The organism is Flavobacterium sp. UBA7680, assembly GCF_002482975.1.
Taxonomy (GTDB): Bacteria; Bacteroidota; Bacteroidia; order Flavobacteriales; family Flavobacteriaceae; genus Flavobacterium.
On record NZ_DLHA01000059.1, the window covers coordinates 24099 to 40899 of the forward strand.

12 protein-coding genes are annotated in these 16801 nt (G+C 34.8%); 9 read left to right on the top strand and 3 right to left on the bottom strand.

From position 1 onward, the window contains the following. Nucleotides 1-144: 144 nt before the first annotated feature. Nucleotides 145-3051, top strand: coding sequence for an FAD-binding and (Fe-S)-binding domain-containing protein (locus B3C18_RS25230; protein WP_291153458.1), 2907 nt, complete (start codon nt 145-147; stop codon nt 3049-3051). A 336-nt stretch (nt 3052-3387) separates the two neighbouring features. Beyond that, entirely contained in the window at nt 3388-5319 is a 1932-nt protein-coding gene (locus tag B3C18_RS25235) for an amino acid permease (RefSeq protein WP_291153461.1), read from the top strand. Nucleotides 5320-5490: 171 nt separating this feature from the next. Here the strand turns inward: B3C18_RS25235 and B3C18_RS25240 are convergent, their stop codons facing one another. After that, nucleotides 5491-6723, bottom strand: coding sequence for an aminotransferase class I/II-fold pyridoxal phosphate-dependent enzyme (locus tag B3C18_RS25240; RefSeq protein ID WP_291153465.1), 1233 nt, complete (start codon nt 6721-6723; stop codon nt 5491-5493). 456 nt (nt 6724-7179) lie between these two features. Here B3C18_RS25240 and B3C18_RS25245 point away from each other — a divergent pair, with 456 nt between their 5' ends. The 4 genes from B3C18_RS25245 (at nt 7180) to B3C18_RS25260 (ending at nt 10094) form a co-directional block, all read left to right on the top strand. Then, entirely contained in the window at nt 7180-7638 is a 459-nt protein-coding gene (locus B3C18_RS25245) for an Lrp/AsnC family transcriptional regulator (RefSeq protein ID WP_291153468.1), read from the top strand. Nucleotides 7639-7708: 70 nt separating this feature from the next. Next, on the top strand, nt 7709-7963 hold the full coding sequence (locus tag B3C18_RS25250) for a hypothetical protein (protein ID WP_291153471.1): 255 nt from the start codon (nt 7709-7711) through the stop codon (nt 7961-7963). Nucleotides 7964-7987: 24 nt separating this feature from the next. Further along, a complete protein-coding gene (gene lpdA / locus B3C18_RS25255) occupies nt 7988-9391 on the top strand; it encodes a dihydrolipoyl dehydrogenase (protein ID WP_291153473.1) in 1404 nt (467 codons plus the stop codon). A gap of 160 nt (nt 9392-9551) precedes the next feature. Beyond that, nucleotides 9552-10094, top strand: coding sequence for a lipocalin family protein (locus B3C18_RS25260; RefSeq protein ID WP_291153476.1), 543 nt, complete (start codon nt 9552-9554; stop codon nt 10092-10094). Between the two features lie 55 nt (nt 10095-10149). Here the strand turns inward: B3C18_RS25260 and B3C18_RS25265 are convergent, their stop codons facing one another. Both B3C18_RS25265 and B3C18_RS25270 read right to left on the bottom strand, forming a co-directional pair. Further along, entirely contained in the window at nt 10150-10524 is a 375-nt protein-coding gene (locus tag B3C18_RS25265) for a DoxX family membrane protein (protein WP_053471099.1), read from the bottom strand. A gap of 212 nt (nt 10525-10736) precedes the next feature. Beyond that, complete coding sequence (locus tag B3C18_RS25270; RefSeq protein WP_291153479.1) at nt 10737-11630, bottom strand: DUF4349 domain-containing protein; 894 nt, start codon at nt 11628-11630, stop codon at nt 10737-10739. 183 nt (nt 11631-11813) lie between these two features. On the opposite strand from B3C18_RS25270, the gene B3C18_RS25275 reads away from it, so the two are divergent. From B3C18_RS25275 to B3C18_RS25285, 3 genes are all read left to right on the top strand, one after another. Further along, a complete protein-coding gene (locus tag B3C18_RS25275) occupies nt 11814-13112 on the top strand; it encodes an anthranilate synthase component I family protein (protein ID WP_291153482.1) in 1299 nt (432 codons plus the stop codon). Nucleotides 13113-13372: 260 nt separating this feature from the next. Further along, nucleotides 13373-14683 (top strand): tRNA lysidine(34) synthetase TilS, encoded by a 1311-nt coding sequence (gene tilS / locus B3C18_RS25280; RefSeq protein WP_291153485.1) that lies wholly within the window; start codon nt 13373-13375, stop codon nt 14681-14683. Beyond that, nucleotides 14683-16773, top strand: coding sequence for a protein-disulfide reductase DsbD family protein (locus B3C18_RS25285; protein WP_291153488.1), 2091 nt, complete (start codon nt 14683-14685; stop codon nt 16771-16773). Before tilS ends, B3C18_RS25285 begins: the two co-directional genes overlap by 1 nt. Nucleotides 16774-16801 lie beyond the last annotated feature (28 nt).

Sequence of the window (16801 nt, forward strand, 5' to 3'; positions counted from 1 at the left end):
GCTTTACAGAATTTGGCTTTAATTTTATAAAATGTTGACGGGCTGTTAAGATAAATCGGCATTTTATACATTTTAAGCAGCTATATTTTTATATTTGTTGTCTCAGTTTTTGAGCAATTATTTTTTAAGAAAAGCACCATTTACATGTTGACCCAATCTCATTTAGAGCAATTAGCCGGCGAACTCGAAGGCACACTTTTATACGATGATCTTCATAAAACACTTTATTCGACAGACGCATCAGTGTATCGGATTCGGCCAAATGCGGTGGCTTTGCCTAAATCGACAGCAGATATCAGCAGGTTAATTCGCTTTGCAGCGCAGCATAATATTTCGATTACGCCAAGAACGGCCGGAACTTCACTTGCCGGACAAGCAGTTGGAGACGGACTTGTGGTTGATGTTTCGAAACATTTTACCAAAATATTAGGTTATGATGCCGAGAAAAAAACGGTTACGGTTCAGCCCGGCGTTATTCGCGATGAACTGAATTTATATTTAAAACCGCACGGCGTTTTCTTTGCGCCCATTACATCAACTTCAAACCGAGCGATGATTGGCGGAATGGTGGGAAATAATTCATCTGGAACAACTTCGATTCGTTATGGTGTTACGCGTGATAAAATTGCTGAGGTAAAAGCGATTTTAAGCGATGGAACAGAAGTGGCTTTTGGCGAATTGACTTCGGCGGAATTTATTGAGAAAACCAAAGGCGATTCTTTAGAAAATAAAATCTACAAAAGCGTTTACGACGAGCTTTCAGTAAAAGAAAATCAGGAAGAAATTATAAAAGAGTTTCCGAAACCGGAAATTCATAGACGAAATACAGGTTACGCCGTTGATATTTTGTTAAGATCAGAATTATTTGGTGGAACAGAACCAACAATAAACCTAGGAAAATTACTTTGCGGAAGTGAAGGAACGCTGGCTTTTACAACCGAAATTACTTTAAAAGTTGACGATTTACCGCCAGCGCACAGTATTATGGTTGTCGGGCATTATCATACGATTCAGGAATCTTTGGAATCTGTTGTCGTGGCGATGAAACATCATTTGTATACTTGCGAAATGATCGACGACACGATTTTGGATTGTACCAAAACGAATCGTGAACACATTAAAAACCGATTCTTTTTGGTTGGAGAACCAAAAGCAATTATGCTTTTTGAAGTAGCGTCTCACACTTTAGAAGATGCAGAAAATCAAGCCAACGCTTTAATTGCCGATTTAGAAAAAAATAACTTTGGTTACGCGCTCGTAAAAATTTACGGAGCTGATATTGATAAAGCCAACGAATTGAGAAAAGCTGGACTTGGACTTTTAGGAAGTATTGTAGGCGACAACAAAGCAGCCGATTCGATTGAAGATACAGCGGTTGAATTAAGTGATTTGCCAGCATATATTGCGGAATTTTCGGCAATGATGTTGCGTCACGGACAGGAAGCGATTTATTATGCGCATGCGGGTGCGGGAGAACTGCATTTGCGTCCGGTTTTGAATTTGAAGAAAACATCTGACTTAAAATTATTCAGAACTATTGCGACCGAAGTAGCGCATTTGGTGAAAAAATACAGAGGTTCCTTAAGCGGTGAACACGGAGACGGAATTGTGCGCGGCGAGTTTATTCCGTTTATGATTGGCGAAAAAAATTACGAATTGCTGAAAAGAATCAAATTAGCGTTTGACCCGAATTCGGTTTTAAATATCGGAAAGATTGTCAATGCCTTGAAAATGGATGAAAACCATCGTGTCATTTCAGGAAGGGTAGAACCGGATATTAAAACGTTTCAGGATTTTTCAGATAGTTTAGGAATTTTACGTGCAGCCGAAAAATGTAACGGTTCTGGCGATTGTAGAAAAATGCCATCGGCGGGAGGAGCAATGTGTCCGAGTTATCGTGCAACGCGAAATGAGAAAGAAACGACTCGTGCGAGAGCAAACGCTTTAAGAGAATATTTGACGTATTCTGAGAAAGAAAACAAATTTGACCAGAAAGAATTATACGAAGTTTTTGAATTGTGTGTAAGCTGTAAAGCCTGCGCCAGCGAATGTCCGAGTAATGTTGACGTTGCAACTCTTAAAGCTGAATTTTTATACCAATATCAAAAAGCAAATGGATTTTCGACCAGAAGTAAAATTTTTGCCAACAACGCAAAATTGAACAAAATGGGAAGTTTGTTTCCGTCGATTACGAATTTTATTTCGAATCAGTCGCTTGTCAAAAAATCAATGGGAATTGCGCCCGAAAGACAAGTTCCGCTTTTGGCGAAAAAGACTTTTAGAAAATGGTATGAAAATAATAAACCTAAAAGCACAGATTTTCCAAACGGACAATTGTACCTATTTGTAGATGAATTTACTAATTATTACGACGTAAATATCGGAATCGATGCTTTTGAATTATTGACGAAATTAGGTTATGAAGTTTTAATCGTAAATCACGAAGAAAGCGGAAGAACTTATCTTTCAAAAGGATTTCTGGAAGAAGCGAAAAAGATAACGGATATTAATGTCAATATATTCAAAGATTTGATTTCGAGTAACACACCGTTAATTGGAATTGAACCTTCGGCAATTTTGACTTTTAGAGATGAATATTTACGATTGGCCTCGGATAAAGAAAGCGCAGAACGTTTGTCTCAAAATGCTTTTACAATTGAAGAATTTTTCAAAAAAGAAATTATCGACGGAAAAATAACGCCGGATTCTTTCTCTGAAGAAACAAAAGAAATTAAAATTCACGGACATTGTCACCAAAAGTCCTTGAGTTCTGTAGAAGCTACTTTTGCGATGCTGAATCTTCCTAAAAATAATACAGTTACGATTTACAATTCGGGCTGCTGCGGAATGGCGGGTTCTTTTGGTTATGAAAAAGAACATTATAAAGTGAGCATGCAAATGGGCGAGGACACGCTTTTTCCAAAAGTGCGCAACACCGCCGAAAACGTAAAAATCGCCGCTGCAGGAACGAGCTGCCGCCATCAAATTTATGATGGAACAAAACGTGAGGCACAGCATCCTGTTAGTATTTTAAGGAATTGTTTGTGTTGAGAAATAGCACGCGGATGACACGGATTCACTTCGTGAAAACGCGGATTAACACGGATTTTTTGTTTTATTTTAAGTTTTGCCACAGATTAAACGGATTTAAAAGATTTTTTCACGCAGATTTGGCAGATTGTGCAGATTTAATTTAAGATTTCTAATCTGTGAAAATCCTTTAATCTGTGGCAGAAAAAAACTTTGTGACTTGGCGTCTTTGTGGCAAAAAAAAACTTCAGTAAAAACAAAATCGTTTTATATATTTGAAATAAGGATAATTTTTGCATTATTTGCAAAATAAAACCATAACAACTGAATTAAATTAATTTATAATACAAAACATATATGGCATTTTCAAGTTTATTCCGAAAGAAAACAGTACAGGATATTCTGAAGCAAGTTGCTCAGAACGAATCAGATGGTCATAATGCGCTTGGAAAACATTTGACTACCAAAGATTTAACTGCTTTTGGAATAGCGGCTATTGTTGGAGCGGGAATTTTTAGCACAATCGGAAAAGCCAGTGCAGACGGCGGACCAGCTGTTATTTTCTTGTTTCTGTTTACAGCTTTGGCATGTAGTTTTGCAGCTTTTGCTTATGCCGAATTTGCTTCGATGGTTCCGGTTTCAGGAAGTGCTTACACGTATTCGTATGTTGCTTTTGGAGAAATTATTGCATGGATTATTGGCTGGGCTTTGATTATGGAATATGCCGTAGGAAATATAACGGTCGCCATATCGTGGAGTGATTATTTTACGGGACTGCTCCAGAGCGGCGGAATTCATTTACCGCAGTGGATTCAAATGGATTATTTAACCGCTTCAAACGGTTTTAAAGACGCCGAAGCTTTAATGCGCGGTGGAAAATCATTCGAAAATTTAAGTGTCGCTTTACAGCAAGCACACACAGCGTGGATAACTGCGCCAACAATAGGATCTTTTCATTTTGTTACTGATATACCTGCATTATTCATTATTATTTTGATTACAGCTTTGGTTTACAGAGGAATGAAAGAATCTCGTAACGCCAGTAACTTAATGGTTGTGGTAAAACTTTGCGTAGTACTTTTAGTAATTGCCGTTGGTGTATTTTATGTAGATACAGCAAACTGGGATCCGTTTGCTCCAAATGGAGTTGGAGGGGTTTTAAAAGGAGTTTCTGCCGTTTTCTTTGCTTATATTGGTTTTGATGCTATTTCAACAACTGCCGAAGAATGTAAAAATCCACAGCGCGATTTACCACGCGGAATGATGTGGGCGATTATCATTTGTACAATTTTATATATTGCCATTGCCTTGGTTTTAACCGGAATGGTAAAATATCACGAATTAAATGTTGGAGATCCTCTTGCATTTGTTTTCGATAAATTAGACTTAAAATGGATGTCAGGAATTATTGCCGTAAGTGCAGTAGTGGCGATGGCGAGCGTTTTATTAGTTTTCCAAATGGGACAGCCTCGTATCTGGATGAGTATGAGTCGTGACGGTTTATTACCAAAGAAATTTTCTACCGTTCACCCAAGATTCAAAACTCCATCATTTGCTACAATTGTAACAGGTTTTGTAGTAGCGATTCCGGCTTTGTTTTTGAATTTGACAATGGTAACCGATTTATGTAGTATCGGAACTTTATTTGCCTTTGTATTAGTTTGTGCGGGAGTTTTAGTATTGCAAAATAAACCAGATATTCCAAGGGGAAAATTCAAAACACCTTACGTAAATTCAAAATATATTTTACCGGTTTTAATGATCGCAGGATTGTATTATGCTTTTGCTTTCAACAATAAAGCTACAATGGCTTTTATCAATAATGAGACACAAATAAACGATGCAACAACAATCGTAACTTCTTTAGATAAAACAGAATCTGAAAAAGTATTCAATTATTTAAAAAGCATCGAAGTAAACAATAAAACTGCTGAAACTTCAGATTTAGATCATTTATTAGGACAATATCAAGATAATGAAACTAAGTATGCTGAGGTTGTAAAAGGTTTGCCAATTGATGATTCTGCTAAATATGAATCAGGATTTAGCTTATTCAAACACAAAATCCCAATGTGGATTTTCTTATTCGTTTTAGTTGGATTAGCCGTTTGGGCATTCAGAAGAAACTTGTCTTTAATTCCACTTTTAGGATTAATTTGCTGTCTTTACATGATGGCCGAATTAAGCGTTTGGAATTGGATTTACTTTACAATTTGGTTGTTAATTGGGTTGTTTATTTACTTTACTTACAGTAGAAAAAATAGTAAACTAAATTTAGCTAAGTTATAAGTTAAGAGATATAAATTATAAATAAAAAGCCGTTCTTAAGAACGGCTTTTTATATGGTTTTGTCATTTCGACGAAGGAGAAATCTCCGCAAGTAACTCCGTAATGAGAATCCAATCTTTGTAGAGCTTCTCGCGGAGATTTCTCCTTCGTCGAAATGACAAACAAGAGTTGTTAAACCTGTAAAACCCGCGGGCTAGACAATTCTAAAATCCCAAGCTCAACCATGCACTGTTTCATCATTTCATAAGTACGATCAATATCATTATCCAAACCAATAGAAAAACGAATCAAACCATCCGTTAATCCCATTTCGTGTTGTTCTTCTAACGGAATTTCGCTTGAAGTTGAGGTGCCCGGCGCACTGAATAACGTTTTGTAAAAACCTAAACTTACCGCTAAATAGCCTAAATTTCTGGCTTGCATTAACTCCATTAATTCATTGGCTTTTTCCAAAGTACCAACATCAATCGTCATCATTCCCCCAAAACCATATTCCGGATTAATCATTGTTTTGTACAATTCATGACTTGGATGACTTTTTAATCCCGGATAAACCGTTTTTAAACCGTCTTTCTCAAATTTATCAGCCAAAACATGGGCATTATGACTGTGCTGTTTAATTCTAATATGAAGCGTACGAAGATTTTTCATCACACTTGCCGAACGCAAACTATCCATTGTAGGTCCCAAAAGCATACTCGCACCAGAGTTTACATTTTTCAACGCATTAATAAATTCTTTCGATGCACAAGTCACACCGCCAACCGTATCGCTGCTTCCGTTAATGTATTTCGTCAAACTATGAATCACGATATCAGCACCCAATTTAGCAGGAGAAACAGATAATGGCGAAAACGTATTATCGACAACTAATTTTAAATTATGTCTTTTAGCAATTTTAGCCAAACCAGCAATATCAGCAACTTCCAATAAAGGATTACTAACCGTTTCGCAATACAAAACTTTTGTATTTGGCGTAATTGCAGCTTCTACAACATCAAGTTTGGTAATATCAACAAAGCTAGTTTCAATCCCGAATCTTGGTGTAAAGTTTTTCAGGAAAGCGTAAGTTCCGCCATAAATAGTTCGGCTTGAAACGATATGATCGCCCGCACCGCAAAGCTGTAATAAAGTAGGCGTAATCGCTCCCATTCCCGAAGCCGAAACATTTGCTGTTTCTGTTCCTTCCATCGCTGCCAAAGCCTGATCTAAATACAAATTACTCGGCGACGAATGACGCGAATACAAATAACAGCCTTCCATATTTCCCTCGAAAGTATCAAACATAGTTTTCGCCGAAAGAAAAGTATAAGTCGAAGAATCAGAAATCGACGGATTCACACCGCCAAATTCACCAAAGTACTGCAAATCCTGAATTTTATCTGCTGGGTTAAAGTTTTTCATATAGTTGGTTTTTGTTTGTTTTGTTTCAAGTTTCAGGTTTCAAGTTCCAACAACCTGAAACTTGAAACCTGAAACATTTTTTTTAAGAGCTATTCCAGCTTTACGTTTCAAGTCCTCGTAAAAAAGTCAAAGTTTCTAATGTTCTAAAAAGAGCTTCCGTTGGTCGCTTTTTTAAAACAAGAAACTTATGCCCTTTTTCCTCCGGGCTTTCCACTTCAATCTGGGCTAGGACTCTCGTTTTTAAAAGAAATTCTAGCCAAAGTAAATTGTAATTAGAAAATTAATCAATCATGTAATGATTAATTAGATTTTAAAACTATTAAAATGTATTTATAATGATTTTTAATCTAAATTTGATGTGAAAAGCGTAATCCATTAGATTTTCTTTCTTTTTAAAACAAGCAATAAATATTAATCAGAGGATGAGATTGCTTAGTTCCTCGCAATGACACAAACATGACTTTAGACGAAATCGATAAAAAACTCCTGGTTTTACTTCAAACCGACAGTAAAAAAACAAACAAAGAATTGTCTTTAAAACTCAATCTTTCTGTGACGGCGGTTTATGAAAGAATAAAAAAACTCGAACGCGAAGGCATAATTAAAAACTACGCCGCTTTAGTAGATAAAACTAAAATTGAAAAAGGTTTTGTGGTTTTCTGTCATCTAAAATTAATTCAGCACACTAAAGAATTTCTAAGTAAATTCGAAAGCGAAGTCATTAAACTAAACGAAGTTTTAGAATGCCATCACGTTAGTGGCGATTATGATTATATTCTGAAAGTCTTAGTAAAAGATATGGAAGCTTACAGGGAATTTTTAGTTACCAAACTCACAAGTTTGCAGCATATTGGAAGCACGCAGAGTATGTTTATGATTAGTGAAGTTAAGAATTCAACGGTGATTTCTTTTTAAGATGCTAAGGTTCTAGGATTTTTATTGAATTGCCTCCAGCTTCAGCTGGAGGAATTGGGTTTAATAGGAAATGGGCTTTAGCCAAACTGAAAATATTTGGCTAAAGCCGCTCATCATGGCATTATTTTTCATCCAGCTAAAGCTGGACGCTATTTATTCAACATTATGTATAAAAAACTTTGCCGCTCTGCGCCTTTGCGAGATTAAAAAAACAAAAAAACTTTGCGTCTTTGAGCCTTTGTGGCAGAAAACCCACACCCAAAATTTCACGCAAAAAACATTGAAAATTAAACTTCAAACAGAACTTTATTCCTTAATTTTGTAACCGCTAAAATAAAAACAAAATACTATGAGTTCATTTGACGTAGTCATTATAGGTTCAGGTCCTGGCGGATATGTATCAGCAATTCGTTGCGCACAATTAGGTTTCAAAACTGCAATTGTAGAAAAATATACTTCATTAGGCGGAACTTGCCTTAACGTAGGTTGTATTCCTTCAAAAGCATTATTATCTTCTTCTCATCATTATGCTGAAATTGCTCATTTCGCAGATCACGGAATCGAAGTTTCTGGAGATGTAAAAATCAATTTAGAGAAAATGATCGCGCGCAAACAAGCCGTTGTAGATCAAACCGTAGGTGGAATTAACTACTTAATGGAAAAAAATAAAATTACTGTTTTCAATGGTTTAGGTTCTTTCGTAGACGCAACGCACATTACAGTTGCAAAAGCTGACGGAACTTCAGAAACTATCGAAGCAAAATATACTGTAATTGCTACAGGATCAAAACCATCTTCTTTACCATTCATCAAAATTGATAAAGAAAGAATCATCACTTCTACTGAAGCTTTAGAATTAAAAGAAGTTCCAAAACACTTAGTAATTATTGGTGGAGGAGTTATCGGAATCGAGCTTGGACAAGTTTACTTACGTTTAGGAGCTCAGGTTTCTGTAGTTGAATTCATGGACAGAATCATTCCTGGAATGGACGGTTCTCTTTCTAAAGAATTAACTAAAGTATTGAAAAAACAAGGGATGAAATTCTACGTTTCTCACAAAGTAAAATCAGTTGAAAGAAACGGCGATGCTGTTACCGTTCAGGCTGAAAATGCAAAAGGAGAAACAATCACTCTTGAAGGAGATTATTCATTAGTTTCTGTTGGTCGTCGTCCTTACACAGACGGATTAAACGCTGACAAAGCTGGAGTGAAAATTTCAGACAGAGGACAAGTTGAAGTAAATGATCATTTACAAACTAATGTTCCAAACATTTACGCAATTGGTGACGTTATTCGTGGAGCAATGTTGGCACACAAAGCGGAAGAAGAAGGAACAATGGTTGCTGAAATCTTAGCAGGTCAAAAACCACATATCGATTATAACTTAATTCCTGGTGTAGTTTACACTTGGCCGGAAGTTGCTGCGGTTGGAAAAACAGAAGAGCAATTAAAAGCAGAAGGAGTTGCATACAAATCTGGAAGTTTCCCTTTCAAAGCGTTAGGACGTGCAAGAGCAAGTGCTGATTTAGATGGATTTGTAAAAATCCTTGCTGATGAAAAAACAGATGAGGTTTTAGGAGTTCACATGATTGGAGCGCGTACAGCTGATTTAATTGCTGAAGCGGTTACTGCAATGGAATTTAAAGCTTCTGCTGAGGATATTTCAAGAATGAGCCATGCGCATCCAACTTTCGCGGAAGCGGTAAAAGAAGCAGCATTAGCAGCTACTGAAAACAGAGCTATACACGTATAATTTTTACGTAAATTATATTTTAAACCCGTTAGAAGTTAATTCTAACGGGTTTTTATTTGGGTTTAAATTTTAGCCTGAAAAAATATAAACTTGAAGAAAAATTTTGTAAATTAGATGTGTAATTCAGATGGTATCTTTATGATAATAAAAAGATTACATCATGAAAAACAAATATATTGCTCCGGTACTATTAGGAGCAGGAATTGCATTCGTTCTTTATTCTTGTGGTTCAACTATTCCTAAAAAAGCTATTGCTGTTATCAATTTTGATAAAGCAAAGTATTTAGGAAAATGGTTTGAAATAGCAAGATTAGATTACAAATGGGAAAGAAACTTAGACAATGTTACCGCCGAATATTCTCTTAACGATGACGGTACCATTAGAGTCGATAATAAGGGCTATGATGTCAAAAAAGACAGATGGGAACAGAGCATCGGGAAAGCCAAGTTTGTCAAAAAAGACAATGTTGGTATGCTCAAGGTCTCATTTTTTGGTCCTTTTTATTCAGGATACAATATTATTGCAGTAGACAGCGATTACAAATATGCACTTGTCGCAGGCGAGAGCCTAAATTATATTTGGATACTTTCCAGAGAAACTACAATGCCAGAAAGTATTAAAGCAGATTTTTTAATCAAAGCCCAGGAAATAGGATATAACATATCAGATTTGGTTTGGGTAAATCACGATAAAGCAAATTAAATAAAAAACCCGGCATTTTAAATGTCGGGTTTTATTGTTTTTATACTTTACAAACTCAAGGAGTAAATACAGTTTTATAATTATCCCAATATCTGTAAATCAAAAATAAATTAGCTAGAAAAAGCAACGCCGCAATTGGCAGACCTTCCGGAGCTAAAAAGTAATTGATAAATAAGATGTTGATCGTAATTGGTAAAATCAGAATATTTGCCAAAGTCACAAAACGACCTGTTACAAATGAAAGACCACAAAGCAATTCAACTGTTTTTGCAAGGGGAAGCAAATAAGTTGAAGCAACTAAACCCATATTAAAAGCCTTAAAATTACCTGTTGTTTCTGGTTCCGGCGCAAGTTTAAAAAAGAACGAAATAGAAGCAAACAGCAAAAGAAGGCCGATCAAAACGCGGACAATAATAGTAGCAATTTTCATAATACTTAGAATTTTTAATAGGTTAAAATGATATAATTAGTGTGCTGATAATTCAAATCAATATTCTTCAAATAAAACGCTGGAATCTATTTTTAAACTTCGTTTCATTGAGAATTTAACAATCAATAATATTCTATTTTGGGATTAGTTTAATGCTATATCAAATATAACGAATTTTTTATTATGAAATTGTTGTTTTATTAACACTTTTCTTATTTTTTATAATATTTTTTGTAAAGAAAGAATCCGCTGATTATCAGTAATATAATTGGCCAAAGGTTAACAAAGAAAACTAATATTGCCTGCAAAATGTACCACCCGCTTTTTAAAGCATCAATAATTTGAATACCTAAATTAGGCTTATAAGCTGCGCTGTCTTTTTCGCCCGCAGTTATTTCTTGTTTGATGGTTTCGTTTTGATAAAGCTGTAAAGTAATGGTGCTGAAATTGATTTGGTCTTGCATAGATAAGTTTTCAATAATACGATTATCGTTTTCTTCTTTTTGATTAGCCAGCGTATTTTCAGCATCCATAACATCGTTTATTTTTTTGCCTTTAGAGTCAATCGCTTTTTCTACTCTTTTTTCATTTACAGCGCCTCTTTTTTGCGAAAGCTGGTTGGCAAGTAACTTTATAGAAACATCATCGGCCTTTATAATTCTGTAATCTAAAAAGTCAATTTGTTTGGCAATCGTTTTAATAATAGTATCAAGTCTTGTATTAGGAACACGAATTGTAATATTATTTTCTACAGAATATTTAGTAGTTTCAAGTGTACTGTCCTGACTGATTTTAGTTTTAATCTGATCGTGAATATTGCTTTGTAAATTGGTATAAGTAACAAAACCACCAAATTTTTGAACAGCGTTTTCAATTGCATAAGTAGATTTGACGACGTTTTTAACTTTGAATTTAATATCAGCAGTTCGAATAAATTTCTGTTTGCTGTCTTTTTGTTCGACGGCTGCAGAAGATGAAATTGCAGTAGTATCTGCGGCCATTTTAGCATCGGCTAATTCCCCAGAATCGTAATCTGCTTTTTTGCAGGAAAATAATAAAGTAATAATAGTTAAGGCAGTCAAACCTAATTTTGCAGTTGTTTTCATAAAGGTTTAAAAATTTGATTAACAAATAAAATAATTGGCTGATATTAATTCGGTTGATTTGTTAAAACGTTTGTGAATTAATATAAAATCGATGTACTAAAAAGCGTGCCAATAATTTTTATGGAATCTTTTATCGAAGGTCTTTTTTTGTTGTAATTTTGAAATTTAAAAATCCATTCATTTTTGAGAGTTTCTATTACCAAGCCTATTTCAAACCCAGAGCAGTTTAAACAACAGCTTTTAACCTGGGCACAGCAATTTCGTGAAGTCATTTTTTTAGACAGTAATTCTTATCCGCAGCAATATTCAAGTTTTGATTGTTTACTGGCTGTTGATGCTTTTACATCATTAAAAACTGATTTTCACAACGCTTTTGATGACTTAAAACAATACCAGCAAACTACTAAAGACTGGCTGTTTGGCTATTTATCTTATGATTTAAAAAATAATATTGAAGACTTAAAATCAAATAATTTTGACGGATTAGAATTTCCGGATTTATTCTTTTTTCAGCCAAAAAAAATATTTATTTTAAAGGAAAATCAGCTTGAAATTCAATATTTACTACTTTGTGATGATGAGGTTGAAGATGATTTTAATGAGATAGTTGAAAGTCAATCCCGAAGCCTCGGGACAAAAGTCGAAAGTGTCGCATCTTTAAAAATTGAGCAACGTATTTCAAAAGAATTATATGTAGAAAAAGTTACTAAAATGCTCGAACATATTCATAAAGGCGATATGTATGAGGCAAACTTTTGTATGGAATTTTTTGCCGAAAATGCTCTAATTAATCCGTTAGAGAAATTTAAGAAACTGAATGAAATTTCACAAGCACCATTTTCAGTTTTCTTCAAAAATCACAAACAATATTTACTTTCTGCTTCACCAGAACGGTATCTGAAAAAAATAGGAGATAAAATTATTTCTCAGCCTATAAAAGGAACTTCAAGACGATTTTCAGATTTGGAAGAAGATCAAAAATCAAAAGAATTCCTCGAATCTGACGCAAAAGAACGTGCCGAAAATATCATGATTACAGATTTGGTTCGGAATGATTTATCGCACACCGCACAAAAAGGTTCTGTTGAAGTTGAAGAGCTTTGCAAAATCTATTCTTTCCTGCAGGTTCATCAAATGATTTCGACCATAACATCAAAATTAGATCCTCAATATTCTCCGGTAGATGTTTTAAAAACAACTTTCCCGATGGGAAGTATGACGGGCGCTCCAAAGATTTCGGTTATGAAAATCATAGAAAATCTGGAAGAAACCAAACGCGGACTTTACAGCGGTGCCGTTGGCTATTTTACGCCCGAAGGTGATTTTGATTTCAATGTTGTTATTCGAAGTATACTATACAATCAGGAAAAGCAATATGCTTCATTTTCAGTAGGAAGCGCCATAACATCCCTTTCAGTTCCAGAAAAAGAATACGAAGAATGTCTGCTAAAAGCTAAAGCAATGCACGAAGTTTTACAGTAAAGTTGGGTTGCCACGAATTGCACGAATTTCCACTAATTTTTTCTTCAATTTGATGTAAAAAATATTGCCACAGATTAAAAGGATTAAAATGATTAAAAAAATCTGTGTAAATCTTTTAATCTGTGGCAAAAAAAATAATTCGTGAAAATTAGTGTAATTGCTTCGCCTGTTCGCTATCGCTCGAGTCGTGGCAAATAAAAAAATGGTTGCTTAACATTTCATTTAAAAATAGATAAAATTTAATTTGTTACTTTTATCAAATGCTTTCAAAATTCCAAAACCATATCACATTCAGATTTCCATTTTTAGCCGAGAAAAAGCTTTTTCTCGCTGTTAGCGGGGGCTTAGACAGTATGGTTTTATTGCATTTACTAAAACAATTACCGTATGAAATTGCTGTTTTGCATTGCAATTTCCAACTTCGCGGCTTGGAAAGTTTCGGCGATCAGAATTTTATTCAGGAATATTGCGATCAAAATAACATTCCCGTTTTTATAACGCAGTTTGATACCGAAGCATTTGCAAAAGATTATAAACTTTCGACTCAGGTTGCGGCACGAGAACTTCGTTACAGCTGGTTTTATGAACTTCTGGAAGAAAAAAACTTCGATTATATCTTAACAGCGCATCATGCCGATGATAATCTGGAAACCTTTATTATTAATCTAACCCGCGGAACAGGATTAGAAGGATTAACCGGAATCCCAGAAGAAAACGATAAAATAATGCGTCCGCTTTTGCCATTTTCAAGAGAAGAAATTCTGAAATACGCCGAAGAAAATAATATCGAATGGAGAGAAGACAGCAGTAATGCTTCTAATAAATATTTACGAAATAAAATTCGTCACGATTTAGTTCCTATTCTTAAAGAAATCAATCCTAATTTTTTAAACGCATTTCAAAAAACACAATCGTATTTGCAGGAATCGCAGGTTATGGTCGAAGATGCGTCGATTATGATTTATCAGCAAGTTGCAAAAGAATCTGGCGATGATATTCATTTCGATTTGAATCAGTTGAAAAAACTACCCAATTATAAATCGTATTTGTACCAATGGCTGAATGAATTTGGCTTTTCGGCATGGAATGATATTTACGATTTAGTCGAAGGGCAATCAGGAAAACAAGTTCTTTCTTCAGAATTTCGATTATTGAAAAATAGAGAAACTTTGATTTTAAGCCCGGTTTCAGAAATATCAGAAAAAGAAGAATTTGAAATTGCTGCAAACGATACAGAAGTTAATTTTCCCTTAAAATTGAAGCTTTGTCAGGTAGACGACATTACAATAGATTCAAATAAAGCTATCTTTGTGGACGCCGAAAAAATCCGGTTTCCTTTGATTTTACGTAGATGGAATGAGGGAGATGTTTTTCAGCCTTTTGGAATGCATGGAAAGTCTAAAAAAGTAAGTAAACTTTTTAAAGATGAAAAATTATCGCTGATCGAAAAGGAAAAAACATGGATTTTAGCGTCTGATAATCAAATTGTTTGGATTGTTGGGATTCGACAGGATGAACGTTTTAAAATAAAAAACACCACAAATAAAATACTTAAAATAGAATTGCAATAATGAACTTTAATCAAAACCATCAAATGATATTTTCTAAAAATATCTGGAATAAAATCACTGTCTTTTTTCTGTTTTTCTTTTTTGCTTTGGCAAGTAATGCTCAAATTTTGGAACCAGTAAAATGGACTTCTAAAATTGAAAAAAAAGGAAATAATGCCGTTTTAATTTTCGACGGAACAATTGAAAAAGACTGGCATATGTATTCGCAATTCACTCCAGAAGGCGGACCGCTTGCATTAGAAATCGCTTTTAAAAACCAAAAAGGAAATTACGAGTTAGTAGGAAAAGCAAAAGAAGGTAAAACCAGAACTGCTTTTAATGACGTTTTTGGTGTAAATGAAACTTTTTTTGAAGGAAAAGCACATATCGAGCAGGAAATTAAAATCATTAACCCGAATTTAAAAACGGTTGATGTTGATTTTGATTTTCAGGTTTGTAAAGAAGTTTGTATCAATTCAAATAAGAAATTTTCTATTGCAGTTCCTTCAACCTTTAAAATGGATGAAGTTCCGGTTATAGCGCCAGCACAATTAGACGAAACTAAAAGAACTGGTTTAGCAATAGATACTGTTGAAAAAGCTCCTGCTTCTGAGATAAAGCAAGTAATAGAAACAGATAAAAAGTTAGCTCAGGCTAAAGAAGAAATTCCTGCTCCGGCACCTACAAGAAGTTTATGGTCTATATTTTTTGTTGCCTTCTTGTTTGGATTTACCGCATTATTGACGCCATGTGTTTTTCCAATGATTCCAATGACAGTAAGCTTTTTTACGAAACAAAGTAAAACGAGAGCTGCTGGAATAAGAAATGCTATTATTTATGGCATTGCTATTATTGTAATTTATGTTGGTTTAGGATTGATTGTTACTAAAATATTTGGTGCAGATGCCCTAAATGCATTGTCTACAGACGTTTGGTTTAATCTTATCTTCTTTGTGATCTTAGTTATTTTTGCTACTTCGTTTTTAGGGGCTTTTGAAATTATGCTTCCAAATTCGTGGGCAAACAAAGCTGATCAGCAAGCCGATAGAGGAGGAATAATAGGAATATTATTTATGGCATTAGCGTTAGCAATTGTATCTTTTTCATGTACAGGACCAATTGTAGGTACGATTTTAGTTGAAGCAGCGACAAATGGAGGTATTGCTCCAGCTGTTGGAATGTTAGGATTTTCTTCTGCATTAGCACTTCCGTTTATGTTGTTCGCTATGTTCCCGGGATGGTTAAATTCATTACCAAAATCTGGAGGCTGGTTAAATACCGTAAAAGTAGTTTTAGGCTTTTTAGAATTAGCATTTGCATTTAAATTTTTATCAAACGCCGATTTAGTTTTACAATTGCATTTCTTAGAAAGGGAAGTATTCTTAGCGATTTGGATCGCAATTTTCGCAGCAATGACATTATATTTATTTGGAAAAATTACCTTACCTCATGATAGCCCGTTAGAACGTATTTCAGTTGGAAGATTGTATATGGGATTACTTACTTTAATATTTACAGTTTATCTAATTCCGGGACTTTGGGGAGCACCGTTGAAATTAATCAGTGCATTTCCGCCGCCGCCGCAATATAGCGAAAGTCCGTTTGGAGTAGGAGGATCTGGTAACTCAGGTTTGAGTGCCGATGTAAAAGGACTTCCTGAAGGTGCAGAATTAGGCCCGCACGGAATTATGGTTTTCCACGATTACGAAGATGGATTAGCTTATGCAAAAGAAATCCATAAACCAATTATGTTAGATTTTACGGGTTATGCCTGCGTAAATTGTAGAAAAATGGAAAACAACGTTTGGTCTGAACCAACGATTTTACCAATCCTAAAAAATGATGTTGTTTTAATTTCTCTTTATGTTGATGACAAACGTGAATTGCCAAAAGAAGAACAATTTGTAACCGCTGCCGGAGACAAAATCATTACAGTTGGCGATAAATGGACAGATTTTATGATCTCAAAATATAAAACCAATACGCAGCCTTTATATGTTATTACAGACTTAGAAGGAAATAATCTACATACTTCTAAACCAACAATTAGTTATGTAAGTGCAGATGAATATTTAAATTGGTTAAAAGAGGGAATTGCTAATTTTAAATAAGTTATGAATTGTGAGTTAGGAGTTATGA

Coding starts and splice junctions, on each gene's coding strand:
- B3C18_RS25240 (WP_291153465.1), bottom strand. CDS start 6,723: ATGAAAAACTTTAACCCAGCAGATAAAATTCAGGATTTGCAGTACTTT.
- B3C18_RS25230 (WP_291153458.1), top strand. CDS start 145: ATGTTGACCCAATCTCATTTAGAGCAATTAGCCGGCGAACTCGAAGGC.
- B3C18_RS25270 (WP_291153479.1), bottom strand. CDS start 11,630: ATGAAAACAACTGCAAAATTAGGTTTGACTGCCTTAACTATTATTACT.
- B3C18_RS25285 (WP_291153488.1), top strand. CDS start 14,683: ATGAACTTTAATCAAAACCATCAAATGATATTTTCTAAAAATATCTGG.
- tilS (WP_291153485.1), top strand. CDS start 13,373: ATGCTTTCAAAATTCCAAAACCATATCACATTCAGATTTCCATTTTTA.
- B3C18_RS25235 (WP_291153461.1), top strand. CDS start 3,388: ATGGCATTTTCAAGTTTATTCCGAAAGAAAACAGTACAGGATATTCTG.
- B3C18_RS25265 (WP_053471099.1), bottom strand. CDS start 10,524: ATGAAAATTGCTACTATTATTGTCCGCGTTTTGATCGGCCTTCTTTTG.
- B3C18_RS25260 (WP_291153476.1), top strand. CDS start 9,552: ATGAAAAACAAATATATTGCTCCGGTACTATTAGGAGCAGGAATTGCA.
- B3C18_RS25245 (WP_291153468.1), top strand. CDS start 7,180: ATGACTTTAGACGAAATCGATAAAAAACTCCTGGTTTTACTTCAAACC.
- B3C18_RS25250 (WP_291153471.1), top strand. CDS start 7,709: ATGGGCTTTAGCCAAACTGAAAATATTTGGCTAAAGCCGCTCATCATG.
- lpdA (WP_291153473.1), top strand. CDS start 7,988: ATGAGTTCATTTGACGTAGTCATTATAGGTTCAGGTCCTGGCGGATAT.